Genomic DNA, 13823 nt, shown 5'->3' with positions numbered 1-13823 from the left:
AAGCTTGCGAAAACGTTTATATATAGGGATTGGGGTTATTCTCTTAATCGCTTTAGGTGGAGTTGTATTTTGGTCAGATTTACAAGGAAATCGTACCGAGCATTTTATTTTACGACATATGGTGAATGAAAATGGAACACTTGCAACGTATCGCTTAGAGGATACAAAGGCAGGTAAGGGTGAAGCGAAGGGCCGTGAAGCTTTATCAGAATCTGCAGGGTTATGGCTACAATATACACTTGATAAAGATGATCAAGCTTTATTTGATGAACAAGTGAAGGTTATTCAAAATAACTTTGTACACAAGGATCGCATCGTTATATGGAAAATCTCTGAAAAGGGAGAAATGCAGTCAGCTACTAATGCACTTATCGATGATCTTCGTATTATAGAACAATTATATCGTGCTTATGAAATGTACAAGGAAGATCGCTATAAAAACCTTGCAGATCAATTGAGTGATTCTGTACTTCGTTATAATAAAAAAGGTAATTATTACGTTGATTATTACGATGCAGATACAGGGAAACAAAATAACTTTGCAACAACATCTTACATAAATCCGCATGCATTCTCTTATATGAAAAAGTATGGAAAAATTTCTGCACAGCAGTATCAGGAAGTTGTTCAGTTTTTAGCGGATTATCCAAGGCAGGGCTGGGCATTCCCGAAAGAGTATAAAGATGATGGGACATTTACGTACGATCAAGAAGTGAATCTTATTGATCAATCATACGTTGCTTATCATCGCAGTTTAGGCAGTCTTTCATCAGATGCTTATTTGGAATTTATAAAGAAGAAATTTCGCGAAGATGGAAAGTTATACGGTCGTTATAACTTAGAAACGGGAAAACAAGCTGTGAACTATGAATCACCAGCATCTTACGGATTAACAATTTTGTACGTACTACAAACAGGTGATACAAAGTTTGCGAAGGAATTATATGAGCGGATGACTACATTCCGAAATGATAATGTATTTAGTAGATATTATGGTGGATATGTAACAGGTGAGAATAATAATACGCATATTTTCGATAACGTATTGCCGCTTTTAGCGGAAATGGAATTGGATAAGAGTAAAAAATAGAAGGTGCCATCCTATGGGGATGGTACCTTCTATTTGTGTCGTTATTTGTTTGTAAAGCGATATAATTTTACGCCCTAATATTGGAGAAGTAATCAATCACGAATTCACGAAATTGCTGGGCGGTGTTTGATAAATAGCGCTTCTTCGACCAACTTAAGCCGATAGTTCGTTCGCAATTAGGTTCAATAATACGTAACTTATTTGATGCTAAAGTAGAGTTTTTTAATAAAGTTAAACTTGGGACAAAGGCGATGCCAAGACCTTGCTTAATGAGATCGCTAATCACGGTTGGTTCATCTACTTCAAAAGCGATATGTGGAGTGAAACCAGCTTTTTTACAAAATTCATCTGTTAAGTGCCGAAATCCGTAACCAGTGTTCATACTAATAAACGATTCGTCTTTTACTTCATGCAAATAGATACTTTCGCGGTTTGATAACCGATGTCCTGAAGGAACAGCTAAGAAAATTTCTTCTGTGATAAGTGGTTCCCAAACCATTTCCTCGCCTTCAATTGGTACAGAGGAGATACAAAAATCAATTTCCATATTATCTAGTTGCCGCTTCATAGAAGGAGTAGATGCGAGAAATTGTTGGAATCGAACGTTAGGGTGTTCTAGTAAAAAAGAACCGAGTAGCTCGGGTAATATTCTTGGAATAGAAACTGCAAGCGTAATAGAGCCTTGTTGTAATTCAGCTAAATCTTTAATTTCACGTTCCCCTTCACTTAATTCATGAAAAATGCGTTCTACTCGTTTTAAAAATACTTTGCCGAAAGAGTTTAATGTAATCTGTCGACCTTGGCGATCAAATAAGGGGACGCCTAAGTCCTTTTCTAGTCTAGCGATTGTTTTACTGAGTGAAGGCTGCGCGATATGCAATTCTTCAGCTGCTTTTGTCATATGTTCTAGTCGTGCGACTGTCTGAAAGTATTTTAATTGAAGAAGTTCCACTTCGAATCTCCTTTCTATAGACCAAAAGGAATGAATTGATAATTAAAGATGTATTATACAGTATGGAAAGTGACGTGTATAGTAAATCTGTTAAACCATTCGAAGGGTGTTAAATTAGGAGAAGGAGTATGTTTCATGAAGGGAATTCAACTTATATTTAAAGATTGGAAGGCGATGTGGAACCATAAACATGGACGTATCGCTTTAATTTTTTTATTAATCGTTCCTTTAATTTATTCAGGATTCTTCTTAGCTGGATATTGGGATCCGTACGGAAAATTAGATAAATTACCTGTTGCAGTTGTTAATTTAGATAAGGGTGCTGTGATGGATGAAAAAACAATCCAGGCTGGAGACGATTTTGTTAAAAATTTAAAAGAGAATAAGGAATTGGCGTTTCATTTCGTATCAGAAAAAGATGCTGATGAAGGGCTAAAAGAAGATAAGTATTATATGGTGGTTACGATTCCGGAGGAGTTCTCTAAAAAGGTAAGTACACTAATGGATGAGAAACCAGAGCCGGCGAGGCTGCAGTACAAAGTAAATCCAGGGAAAAACTTTGTAGCAGCTCAAATTGGAACGACAGCTGTTGAAAATATGAAAACAAAAATCTCAAATAGTATTACGAAATCTTATACAGAAGGTGTCTTTTCGAAGTTTCAAGATTTGGCACAAGGGTTGAGTGATGCAAGAAATGGCGCTGAGAAGTTACATGAAGGAACGATAGATGCAAGAAATGGGGCAAATCAGCTTGCAGATGGTATTCATCGTTTAAGTGACGGGACATCACTTCATAATGGTATGGAGCTGCTAGCACAGGGTGAGAAGTCTTTACAATCAGGAGTTAGTGAATTAAGTGCTGGTACAAATGAATGGGTGAACGGAAGTGAGAAACTTGCTGAAGGGCAAGTGAAAGCGGACAATGCAGCAAATAGTGTAAAACAACAATTAGAAGAGTACGTGAAAAGTCATCCAGAAGTGCAGCAAGATCCTGCTTTTCAAAAGATCATTGCTACTTCTAACGGATTAGCTAAAGCAACAAACACTTTAAATAATAGCCAACAACAATTGACACAAGGTGCGCGGAAGCTTACTGATGGTCAGCATAAGATTGAGGAAGGCATGAATACATTCGGAGTTAAGTTAAACGAAGCTACCGCTGGAACGAAAAAGATAGCAGATGGTACTTCGAATTTAGCTGATGGATTTACGAAGTGGGGAAATGGATTTACATCATTACAAGAAGGTGTAAATCACCTTGCGAGTGGCGGAACAGAGCTGAATCATGGTGCTGATAAGTTAACGGACGGACTTGTTAAACTTGACGATGGTGCGAAAGAACTTTCTACGAAATTGGGAGAGGGCGCAGAGAAGATAGCGGATGTTCGCAATGATGATGCACGCAATACGATGTTCTCAGAGCCGGTTCAATTAGTGAAGTCGACAGTTTCTGATGTGCCTAACTACGGTTCAGGTATTGCACCATACTTTTTATCACTGGCATTTTATGTTGGCGGAATTATGGCATCGAATATTTTACCTCTTGGCCGTAGACAAAATATGAAGGTAAGCGGAACAGTACATTTTATTAATAAACTAGGATTAGTATATTTAATTGGACTCATTCAAGCACTACTTGTAGATGTGGTAGTGTTAGGGGTTATGAGATTAGAAGTTGCAAGTGTATCACTCTTTGTTTTATCAAGTATTGTTATTTCCCTTACGTTCATGACATTTATTCTTATGTTAGTAACGGTATTTGGTCTTGTTGGGAAGTTCGCGGCGGTAACACTTCTCGTCCTGCAATTAGCGACGAGCGGGGGTACTTTCCCAGGAGAGTTAAATATAGCTGTGCTTAGCAAAATTGGACAGTTTCTCCCAATGTCTCATTCTCTTAGAGGATTACAAGATGTTATCTCTTTAGGAGATTGGTCGCAATTACGAATGCAGATTTTAATTTTATTATGCTATCTCGTTGTTGCTGGCGGAATTGCTTGGATCACGAGCCATATACAGCATAGGGAAACGAATGCAGAACAAGTTTCTTAAAATGAAAGAAGCTATCCGTTTTTTTAGGATAGCTTCTTTTTTATTTACGTTCCATTACCGCAAAGTAATTATTTTCATTATCAGCAAAGTTGAATGCTCTACCTGTAGGTAAATCTACAACTTGTCCAACTGTAACGTTTTTCTCAGAAAGATCTTTATACAGTTGATCTAAGTTATTAGAGAAGAACATAAGTGAAGGTGTATTTAAGTTTAATTCAGGTTGCATCTTCGCAATTAACGCCTTATCGTGAAGGACGATGCTTGTTCCAGCTTCTTTTGCCGGCGCAATTTCAATCCAGCGAAATCCTTGACCGTTATTTTCTTCCGCAACGATTTGGAATCCTACTGTTTCTGTCCAAAATTGTACTGATTCATCTTGGTTATTTACATATAACATAATTTGTCCAATTTGATTAATCATAGGTGTGTCCTACTTTCTTTTCTTGTATGGAATACTATTATATCAAATATATGGTTTAAATACTTTTTCATGATTTTTCCGAATGGCAATCTTCGCCCATTTCATATTTGTCGTAGGGGAAGGCCCTGTAATCCACGTATGAAATGGTAGTATGCTGCCAATGACCATTGCTGAAATAGAGATTGTGGTCGTTAATATAAATAGTAATAGGCTATATAATATTGTGTTTTCTTGCAGTGCGAATAAGGAAAGAAATTTTGTACATAGTTGCAAGAAGAAAAAATGAGCTAAATAAGCGCCATACGTGTAATTCCCGATAAAACGTAAAGCTTTATATAAGAAACCACGTCGCTGTACAATTGTAATAGATAACACGTACAGTATCATAATTTCACAAACAATATATAAAAACATGGACGGTTTTAAATAAGTAGAAACCGTTAAATGAATAGAATTGGCGCCGTAAAAACTAAATAACTCATAATTGATGAATAAAAATAAGATGAAAAATAGTATTGTGATAAGCGGAATATGTTTCATGACAAATATACGCCAAGTTTTTAATGATACAGCAGCTATTCCTCCCATGACGAAATAGAATGAGTAGAAGAAGAAGGAACGATCTGTATAATGTAAAATGGTTGAACTAGTCAGTTTCTCTCCATTAAAAATGTAGTGAGAAGAATACCACATTAAGAAGAAATATAGACAAGCGAAAATGGTCATATATTTATATATGTCTTTTTTATTTTCTGTTCGTTTTTGAAACCAATAAAATAGTGTGCATAGTAACGGGAACAATAAGTGAATTTGGAACATCATAATAACGTACCAAAGATGAGGTGCAGCTGTTCCGAGTAATAAACTTTTTATTCCGCCTTGTAGTGTAATGACATCGTTTGTTGTTAATAGATAAAGAATAGACCAAAAGAAATAAGGGATGAGTAAATGTGTGGATTTTTCATAAATATACTCTGTATAAACGAGTTTCTTCGTATATTGCCGAATTAAATGGAAGCCGACGATAAATATGAATGCAGGTGCTGAAAATTTTGCAAGATTAAATAGCATGCCCATAATGAGGGATTGCTCGAGTAAGACATTTCCTTGATTCATTGTATATAATAAGGAACTTTGCAAAACGACAGCAAGAAATGCAATGCTTTGCAAAACTTTGAATTCTGGTGCGCTTTGTGTCACTATATCCATCTCCTTTTCCATACATGATTATAGTACGGAGAATGGATAATAGGTGTGGAATATTTGTGAAGATTATAACAAATTTGTGGCAGAATGGATTGTTCCAATATATCTATCACAACAAAAAAGAGGATGCTTGTTAGGAGCATCCTCTTTCTATTTATTAAGCAAATTTGTTTTTGATCCAGTTCTTACCTTCTACAAGGCGAGCTGTCATTACGGCACAAGCGTTATCTCCTGTTACGTTTAACACTGTTGCAGGAGGATCGATGATTGTACTAATTGCTGCGATAATTGGCAATGCTTCTGGTGGGAATCCGTATAGAGAAACGATTAACATTTCACCAATCATACCCCCGCCCGGAATAGCACCCATTACTGTTCCTACTAATAGAGAAACAACAAGTGCAATTGCTAATGTTTTCGGTCCTTCGAATTCCATGTTGAAAATACCGAATAAGAAAGCAATTTTTAATACCCCGCCTAAAACAGATCCGTCTTTATGAAGTGTAGATCCAAGAAGGACAACTGTTTCACGAACGTCAGAAGAAATACCCATTTTCTTCGTTGCTTCTAAGTTCGATGGAATACTTGCGGCACTACTACAAGTTGCAAGTGATGTAACTGTAGGAGAGACCATGTTCTTCCAAAATACTTGTACACCTTGTTTGCGACCTGCAAGGTACGCATAGAATGTAAAGAATACAAAGAAGTAAATAAGAGAAGCTGGATAGTATACCATTGCTGCTCGGAAGTAAGTTCCAAGAAGTTGTGGTCCGAATTCACCAACTAATGCTGCGAAGTAGGCAGCTAGTCCGATTGGAGCGTAGTACATAATGAAAGATACAACTTTCATTGAAATTTCTGCACCAGCTTGTAGGAATGTAGCGAATGGTTTCCCTTTTTCACCAACTGCTGAAGTTGCAACCCCCATTAAGATAGAGAAGAAAATAAGAGCTAACATGTTCTCGCGAGATAGTAACTTTGAAAAGTCCGATACTGTTATGATACCAACAATTTGATCAGCAACGCTAACTGCTTTTTCAGCTTTATCAGGCTGCGTTAGTTCTAATACAACACCTTGTGCTGGCGGGAATACTTTCACGATAATAATCATAAAAATAGCAGCTAAAATACTTGTAAATAAGAAAGTTCCAGCCATACTAGACATAATTTTACCGAAACGTTTTAATCCATCCATATTAGCAATAGATGACGCGATGCTAAAGAATACTAAAGGTACAACAATCGTAAACATTAAGTTTAAGAAAATGTCACCAAGCGGCTTTAAAGCAACTGCATCGGCACCCATGAAATAACCAATGAAACCACCAATTAGGATAGAAGATAATAAAATAAGCGGAAAGCGATATGCCTTCATAAATATACCCTCCTATCGATTATAAAAAATCATACTGAATCATTATAGCGAGTTAGAGACTTCTTTACTAGGAAAATACGGATAGATGGAATAGCGTGAAAACCGAGAAATTTTTGTTTTTAAGCTCGGCATACAGTTAGAAATCTAGACATATATATTTGTAACCTAGTGGTGGCAAGTGCTACACCATAACTTAGGTTTGGAAAAAGGGGGAGGGGAGCGAGATGAATATTTTACTTTGCTGTGCAGCGGGAATGTCTTCCAGTTTGATTGTTACAAAAATGGAGAAAGCAGCAGAGGCAAGAGGGATAGAGGTAAAGATTTGGGCTGTATCAGGTTCAGAAGTGCGAAATCATATTGATACTGCAGATGTACTTTTACTTGGACCGCAAGTACGTTATTTATTACCGAAAATGAAAGAATTATGTAAGGAGAAGGGAATACCTGTTGATGTCATTCAATCCGTCCATTACGGACTTTGTAATGGAGAGGCTATCTTACAAGCAGCTTTGTCCATGAAACCATGAGGAGAGTGGGATAGATGATAGGGTTTTTAGAGAAATATGTGATGCCAGTGGCAGGAAAGGTTGCAGAGCAGAGGCATTTACAGGCTATTCGTGATGGAATTATTTTAACGATGCCTTTCTTAATTATTGGATCATTTTTCCTTATTATTAGTGCATTACCAATACCAGGATATAATGATTTTATGGCAGGTTTATTTGGTGAGAATTGGCAGAGAGCTTTAGGGTATCCAGTTAGTGCAACTTTTAATATAATGGCTTTAATAGCTGTTTTTGGAATCGCTTACAGACTTGGTGAGTATTATAAAGTAGATGCTTTAGCATCTGGTGCATTATCGCTTGTAACCTTCTTGCTTGCAACTCCATTTCAAGTTGCATATATTATACCAAGCACGAAGGAAAGTGTGATTGTAGATGGAGCAATCCCAGCGGCGCTAATGGGAAGCCAAGGTTTATTTGTAGCGATGATTATTGCAATTATATCTACTGAACTTTATCGGTTTATTGTACAAAAAAAGATGATTATAAAGATGCCGGAGACAGTTCCGCCAGCAGTAACGCGTTCATTTGCTGCGCTTATTCCAGGCTTTATTGTTGTGACGGTTGTTTGGATCATTAGATTGATTTTTGAACATACGACTTTCGGTAGCATCCATAATGTTATAGGAAAGCTTTTACAGGAGCCTCTTAGTGTACTTGGGGCTAGCATTTGGGGTGCGATAATCGCAGTTATCATTGTCCATGTACTTTGGGCGTGCGGAATTCATGGAGCTGCAATTGTTGGTGGTGTAATGAGTCCGATTTGGTTGTCATTAATGGATCAAAATCGAATTGCATTTCAGGCAGGGCAAGATGTACCGAATACGATTACTGCACAGTTCTTTGATTTATGGATTTATATGGGCGGTTCTGGTGCAACACTTGCTTTAGTTGTAGGAATGTTATTATTTGCGCGAAGTCAGCAATTGAAAAGTTTAGGGCGATTATCGATTGCACCAGGTATTTTTAATATTAATGAAATGGTGACTTTCGGTATGCCGATAGTAATGAACCCGCTTTTACTTATTCCATTTATACTGGTTCCAGTCGTGTTAACGGTTGTTTCTTATTTTGCGATGGAATGGGGATGGGTTGCACGTCCGAGCGGAGCTGCTGTACCTTGGACTACACCTATTCTTTTTAGTGGATATTTAGGATCAGGCGGGAAAATTTCAGGAGTTGTTTTGCAGCTCGTTAACTTTGCGCTTGCATTCTTTATTTATTTGCCATTCTTAAAAATATGGGATAAACAAAAAGTAGCGGAAGAAAAGGGGGAGTAAAGAAATAACATGGATACGATAGAGACGAAAGCTTTTCATTTAATCTTGCATGGAGGAAATGCGAGAAGTTGTTCAATGGAAGCAATTGATTGTGCGAAGCGCGGTGAATTTAAGGAAGCGGAAGCTAAACTACAAGAAGCTTTAAATGAATTGCAAGAGGCGCATCGCTTACAAACAGAGCTCATACAGAAAGAGGCTGCCGGGGAAAAAACCGAAGTTACCCTTCTGATGGTGCATGCGCAAGATCATTTAATGAACGCAATTACAGTGAAGGAATTGGCGAGTGAGTTTGTAGAATTATATAGGAAATTAGAAGATGATAAATGAACCTTGCATATGCAAGGTTTTTTTATGTGTTAAAAAATAATTTAGTGTTTTTTTTGTTTAAACACAACTAGACAACTAAACACTAATCTATTTTCATACAGTTATGTGTTAAAAGTGAGGTGTTTTATAACACACTGTGTGTTTTTTTGGGGACACACTGATTGAAAGCGGTAACACACAAAGAAATCACTCGAAAAAACGCTGATTTTAGGCGTTTTGAAAAGTTGGCACGCTAATTGCATTAATAAATAGCGTAAAGAAAAATAAATAAAACATAAAATTTTTATACTACACAAGGGGGATTTATAAATGAATATTTTATTATGTTGTTCAGCAGGGATGTCTACAAGTTTACTAGTTACAAAAATGGAAGCGGCTGCAAAAGCTCGTGGTCTAGAAGGTAAAATTTGGGCTGTATCTGGGGATGCAGTAAAAAACAATATCGACCAAGCAGATGTATTATTACTAGGACCACAAGTTCGTTACATGCTTTCTACAATGAAAACGCTTGCCGATGAGAAAAATGTTGGAGTCGATGTTATTAACTCAATGCACTACGGCATGATGAATGGAGAAGCAGTTTTAGATCACGCATTAACACTAAAAAAATAATTAGGGGGGAAGCGAAATGCAAAAGTTTATTGCATTTATGGAGAAATATTTAGTTCCAGTCGCAGGAAGAATCGGATCGCAGCGTCATTTAGTTGCAATCCGTGATGGTTTTATCGCAGTTATGCCTCTTATTTTAGTTGGATCGTTTGCAATACTTATAAATAACTTGCCAATTGATGCATTCCAAAAATTTATGAAGGGTGCATTCGGGGACGTTTGGAAAGATATCGGCGGTGGTATGTGGGCAGGTTCCTTCGCTATACTCGCCCTCATAGTCGCGGTAGGGATAAGTTATAATTTAGCGAAATCTTACGGTGTAGACGCGTTGTCAGCAGCAATCATTACATTCGGTGCATTAATTATTATTTCTCCCACAACGCCAAAAGAAGGCGGTATTGATTTAGCTTGGACAGGATCACAAGGTTTATTCGTTTCCATAATTGTCGCCCTTCTTGTAACGGAAGTATTTCGATTCTTTGTTCAAAGAGATATTACAATTAAAATGCCAGATGGTGTTCCACCAGCAGTAATGAAGTCATTTGCAGCGTTAGTACCAGCATTCGTTATTTTAATTGTAACAGCAAGTATTCAATTAGCGGTGAAATTAGCAGGTACAAGTATTCATAAAATGGTATTTGAAACAATTCAAGTACCATTACAAGGTTTAGCAGGTACATTACCAAGTGCAATTATTGTTGCTTTACTTATTCATGTATTATGGTTCTTCGGATTACATGGTCCTAATATTATCGGTGGCATTATTGATCCAATCTATTTACCAGCATTAGAAAAAAACATGAAACTATTTGATGGTGGTATGTCTGCGTATGATGTACCGAACATTTTCACAAAACCATTCTTTGATGTATATGTATACATCGGTGGATCAGGTGCGACATTAGCATTCCTAGTAGCAGTAATGCTTGTTGCGAAAAGTGCACAGCTTCGTGGTGTAGGCCGTGTATCTATCGGTCCTGGTTTCTTCAATATTAACGAGCCAGTTATTTTCGGTACACCAATTGTATTAAACCCAGCGTTAATCATTCCATTCGTACTTACACCAGTTGTATTAGTTATTACTTCTTATACAGCAATTTCCTTAGGATGGGTACCAAAAACAGTTGCTTTAGTTCCGTGGACAATGCCACCAATCTTTAGTGGTTATCTTGTAGCGGGCGGAAGCATCGCTGGTGCTGCATTGCAGCTAGTAAACTTTGCAATCGCGGTAGTAATCTACTATCCATTCGTATTAATGTGTGACCGTACGTACGTACAAGCTGCAAAAGCTGAAACAAAAGGAAATGACAATTCAGTATCACTTTAAAAGGTATTGTTCTGACGAGTTTTTATAGCTCGTCAGAACAACTAACTTTTATATCATGTTCAAAAAGATGAAACCCATCTACAAGAACACCAAACTATCATTAATAAAATAATAATTTAATAGACATGTTCAAACTGAAGGGGTATTTAAATCGGTTGAACCATAATAGAGAGGGCGGTAATTATGATGACTACAGCAGAACAAATTCCATTCCAATTGATTTTAAATAGTGGTAATGCACGAAGCTTTGCAATGGAGGCACTGCAATTTGCCAAACAGGGGAAAATGGCAGAAGCTGATGAAGCGATGGTAAAGGCGAAAGAAGCGATTAATGAAGCGCATCATTTCCAAACAGAGCTCATACAATCAGAAGCAAGAGGAGAAAAAACAGAGATTAGTGTTCTTTTAATTCATGCGCAAGATCATTTAATGAATGCGATTACAGTAAAAGAATTAGCAGCAGAATTTATTGACCTTTATAAAAAGCTAGAAGCGAAAGGGGAATAAAGCATGACTGGAATTAAAATTGCTACAATCGGCGGTGGATCTAGTTATACACCAGAGTTAATTGAAGGGTTTATTAAACGTTATGACGAGCTTCCTGTTCGTGAAATTTGGTTAGTAGATATTGAGGCAGGAAAAGAGAAGTTAGAAATCGTTGGTGACTTAGCGAAACGTATGGTGAAAAAATCAGGTTTACCAATTGATATTCATTTAACACTTGATCGCCGTGAGGCATTAAAAGATGCTGACTTCGTAACAACGCAGCTTCGCGTTGGTTTGTTAGAAGCACGTGCAAAAGATGAAGCAATTCCATTAAAATATGATGTAATTGGTCAGGAAACGAATGGTCCTGGTGGTTTGTTCAAAGCGCTGAGAACGATTCCTGTTATTTTAGATATTTGTAAGGACATGGAGGAACTTTGTCCGAATGCATGGTTAATTAACTTTGCGAATCCGGCTGGTATGGTAACAGAAGCTGTCCTTCGTTATACAAACATTCAAAGAGTAGTTGGTCTGTGTAACGTTCCAATTGGAATTCGTATGGGTCTTGCGAGATTACTTGAAGTAGATGCAAGCCGGGTACACGTTGATTTCGCAGGTTTAAATCACATGGTATACGGATTAGATGTATACTTGGATGGCGTAAGCGTAATGGATCGTGTATTAGAACTTGTAACAGATCCAGAAAAGCAAATTACGATGGAAAACATTGCTGCGCTTAACTGGGAGCCAGACTTTATTCGCGGTCTTCGTGCAATTCCGTGTCCATATCATCGTTACTACTATAAAACACGTGAAATGTTGGAAGAAGAGAAAGCAGCTTCGATTGAAAAAGGTACACGTGCAGAAGTAGTAAAACAATTAGAAGATGATTTATTCGAGCTATATAAAGACCCGAATTTAGATATTAAGCCACCACAATTAGAAAAGCGCGGCGGAGCTTATTATAGTGACGCAGCATGTAGCTTAATTACGTCTATTTACAATAATAAAGGTGATATCCAGCCTGTTAATACACGAAACAACGGAACAATTGCAAGCTTGCCACATGATTCGGCTGTTGAAGTGAACTGTATTATTACGAAAGAAGGTCCAAAACCAATTGCGGTTGGAGATCTTCCGGTACCAGTTCGCGGTTTAGTACAGCAAATTAAATCATTTGAGCGCACAACAATTGAAGCTGCTGTTACAGGGGATTATCATAAAGCGCTGCTTGCTATGACAATTAACCCACTTGTACCATCAGATAAAGTTGCAAAACAAATTTTAGATGAAATGTTGGAAGCACATAAAGAACATCTTCCACAATTCTTTAAGAAGATAGAGAAATAAAAAGCGGCGCTGTTTAGCCCGCTTTTTTTAATTCTAGTAGGAGGTATTGCGATGATTAAACTAATTGTAAATGCAGATGATTTCGGTCTTACGGAAGGTACAAATTACGGAATTATTGATGGACATAAAAACGGGATTGTAAATTCAACGACGATGATGATGAATATGCCAGGGACAGAGCATGCCGTACGCTTAGCGAAAGAGTATAAAACGTTAGGGATAGGAGTTCATCTCGTATTAACGGCAGGAGAACCGCTTCTTAAAGACGTTCCATCACTTGTAAGTAGCGATGGATTGTTTCATAAACAAAGTGTTGTATGGGAAGGAAATATAAATCCAGAAGAGGTAGAAAAAGAATGGACTGCTCAAATTGAGAAGTTTTTATCTTACGGATTAACACCAACTCATTTAGATAGCCATCATCACGTGCATGGATTACCGCTTTTACACGACGTTCTTGAGAGATTAGCAAGTAAATACAATGTTCCAATTCGTCGTTGTGAGGAAGAGCGAGCGGTGCACCCATTTTCAGATGTATTTTACAGTGACTTTTACGCTGACGGTGTGACGGAAGATTACTTTGTGAAGTTAAAGGAAAGAGTGCAGGACGAGCAAACGGTAGAAATTATGGTGCATCCAGCTTATATTGACCCAGAGCTTGTGAAGCGTTCTTCTTATGTAATGGATCGCGTGAAAGAGTTGCGTATTTTAACGGAGAGTGAGCTGCCTGAGGGAATGGAGCTTGTGAAGTTTTAATAGGAAAACGACGGCTAAATGGGGCCGTCGTT

The 13823-nt window shown here is 37.5% G+C and carries 14 protein-coding genes; 10 read left to right on the top strand and 4 right to left on the bottom strand.

The window, feature by feature from the left end:
* Nucleotides 1-4: 4 nt before the first annotated feature.
* The gene (locus tag MR155_RS13635) at nucleotides 5-1090 is read left to right on the top strand and encodes a transcriptional regulator (protein ID WP_242310172.1); all 1086 of its coding nucleotides are present in this window, start codon (nucleotides 5-7) and stop codon (nucleotides 1088-1090) included.
* 67 nt (nucleotides 1091-1157) lie between these two features.
* Here the strand turns inward: MR155_RS13635 and MR155_RS13630 are convergent, their stop codons facing one another.
* Nucleotides 1158-2042, bottom strand: a complete 885-nt coding sequence (locus MR155_RS13630) for a LysR family transcriptional regulator (protein ID WP_002129960.1) — start codon at nucleotides 2040-2042, stop codon at nucleotides 1158-1160.
* Nucleotides 2043-2177: 135 nt separating this feature from the next.
* On the opposite strand from MR155_RS13630, the gene MR155_RS13625 reads away from it, so the two are divergent.
* Nucleotides 2178-4091 carry a YhgE/Pip family protein gene (locus tag MR155_RS13625; protein WP_242310170.1) on the top strand — a complete coding sequence of 638 codons (1914 nt, stop codon included), beginning with the start codon at nucleotides 2178-2180 and terminating at the stop codon, nucleotides 4089-4091.
* A 40-nt stretch (nucleotides 4092-4131) separates the two neighbouring features.
* Here MR155_RS13625 and MR155_RS13620 read toward each other — a convergent pair whose 3' ends face one another.
* From MR155_RS13620 to MR155_RS13610, 3 genes are all read right to left on the bottom strand, one after another.
* A complete protein-coding gene (locus MR155_RS13620; protein WP_219300911.1) occupies nucleotides 4132-4512 on the bottom strand; it encodes a VOC family protein in 381 nt (126 codons plus the stop codon).
* A 42-nt stretch (nucleotides 4513-4554) separates the two neighbouring features.
* Nucleotides 4555-5712, bottom strand: coding sequence for an acyltransferase (locus MR155_RS13615; RefSeq protein WP_002139102.1), 1158 nt, complete (start codon nucleotides 5710-5712; stop codon nucleotides 4555-4557).
* Between the two features lie 163 nt (nucleotides 5713-5875).
* Nucleotides 5876-7093 carry a dicarboxylate/amino acid:cation symporter gene (locus tag MR155_RS13610; protein ID WP_002139104.1) on the bottom strand — a complete coding sequence of 406 codons (1218 nt, stop codon included), beginning with the start codon at nucleotides 7091-7093 and terminating at the stop codon, nucleotides 5876-5878.
* 224 nt (nucleotides 7094-7317) lie between these two features.
* On the opposite strand from MR155_RS13610, the gene MR155_RS13605 reads away from it, so the two are divergent.
* From MR155_RS13605 to chbG, 8 genes are all read left to right on the top strand, one after another.
* On the top strand, nucleotides 7318-7620 hold the full coding sequence (locus MR155_RS13605; RefSeq protein WP_002139105.1) for a PTS sugar transporter subunit IIB: 303 nt from the start codon (nucleotides 7318-7320) through the stop codon (nucleotides 7618-7620).
* A gap of 14 nt (nucleotides 7621-7634) precedes the next feature.
* Complete coding sequence (gene celB, locus MR155_RS13600; RefSeq protein ID WP_242310167.1) at nucleotides 7635-8936, top strand: PTS cellobiose transporter subunit IIC; 1302 nt, start codon at nucleotides 7635-7637, stop codon at nucleotides 8934-8936.
* Between the two features lie 9 nt (nucleotides 8937-8945).
* Nucleotides 8946-9263: a PTS sugar transporter subunit IIA gene (locus tag MR155_RS13595; RefSeq protein WP_113936243.1), complete on the top strand. Its 318-nt coding sequence runs from the start codon at nucleotides 8946-8948 to the stop codon at nucleotides 9261-9263.
* A 309-nt stretch (nucleotides 9264-9572) separates the two neighbouring features.
* Nucleotides 9573-9875 carry a PTS sugar transporter subunit IIB gene (locus tag MR155_RS13590; protein WP_002089627.1) on the top strand — a complete coding sequence of 101 codons (303 nt, stop codon included), beginning with the start codon at nucleotides 9573-9575 and terminating at the stop codon, nucleotides 9873-9875.
* Between the two features lie 16 nt (nucleotides 9876-9891).
* Nucleotides 9892-11199: a PTS cellobiose transporter subunit IIC gene (gene celB / locus MR155_RS13585; RefSeq protein ID WP_088033398.1), complete on the top strand. Its 1308-nt coding sequence runs from the start codon at nucleotides 9892-9894 to the stop codon at nucleotides 11197-11199.
* Between the two features lie 183 nt (nucleotides 11200-11382).
* Nucleotides 11383-11706, top strand: a complete 324-nt coding sequence (locus MR155_RS13580; RefSeq protein ID WP_000989050.1) for a PTS lactose/cellobiose transporter subunit IIA — start codon at nucleotides 11383-11385, stop codon at nucleotides 11704-11706.
* 3 nt (nucleotides 11707-11709) lie between these two features.
* Entirely contained in the window at nucleotides 11710-13035 is a 1326-nt protein-coding gene (celF, locus tag MR155_RS13575; protein WP_002034744.1) for a 6-phospho-beta-glucosidase, read from the top strand.
* A 51-nt stretch (nucleotides 13036-13086) separates the two neighbouring features.
* Nucleotides 13087-13791 carry a chitin disaccharide deacetylase gene (gene chbG / locus MR155_RS13570; RefSeq protein WP_088040431.1) on the top strand — a complete coding sequence of 235 codons (705 nt, stop codon included), beginning with the start codon at nucleotides 13087-13089 and terminating at the stop codon, nucleotides 13789-13791.
* Nucleotides 13792-13823 lie beyond the last annotated feature (32 nt).

The organism is Bacillus cereus group sp. BfR-BA-01331 (assembly GCF_022663915.1).
Lineage (GTDB): Bacteria > Bacillota > Bacilli > Bacillales > Bacillaceae_G > Bacillus_A > Bacillus_A mycoides.
This window is presented reverse-complemented; position numbering and strand designations above follow the sequence as displayed.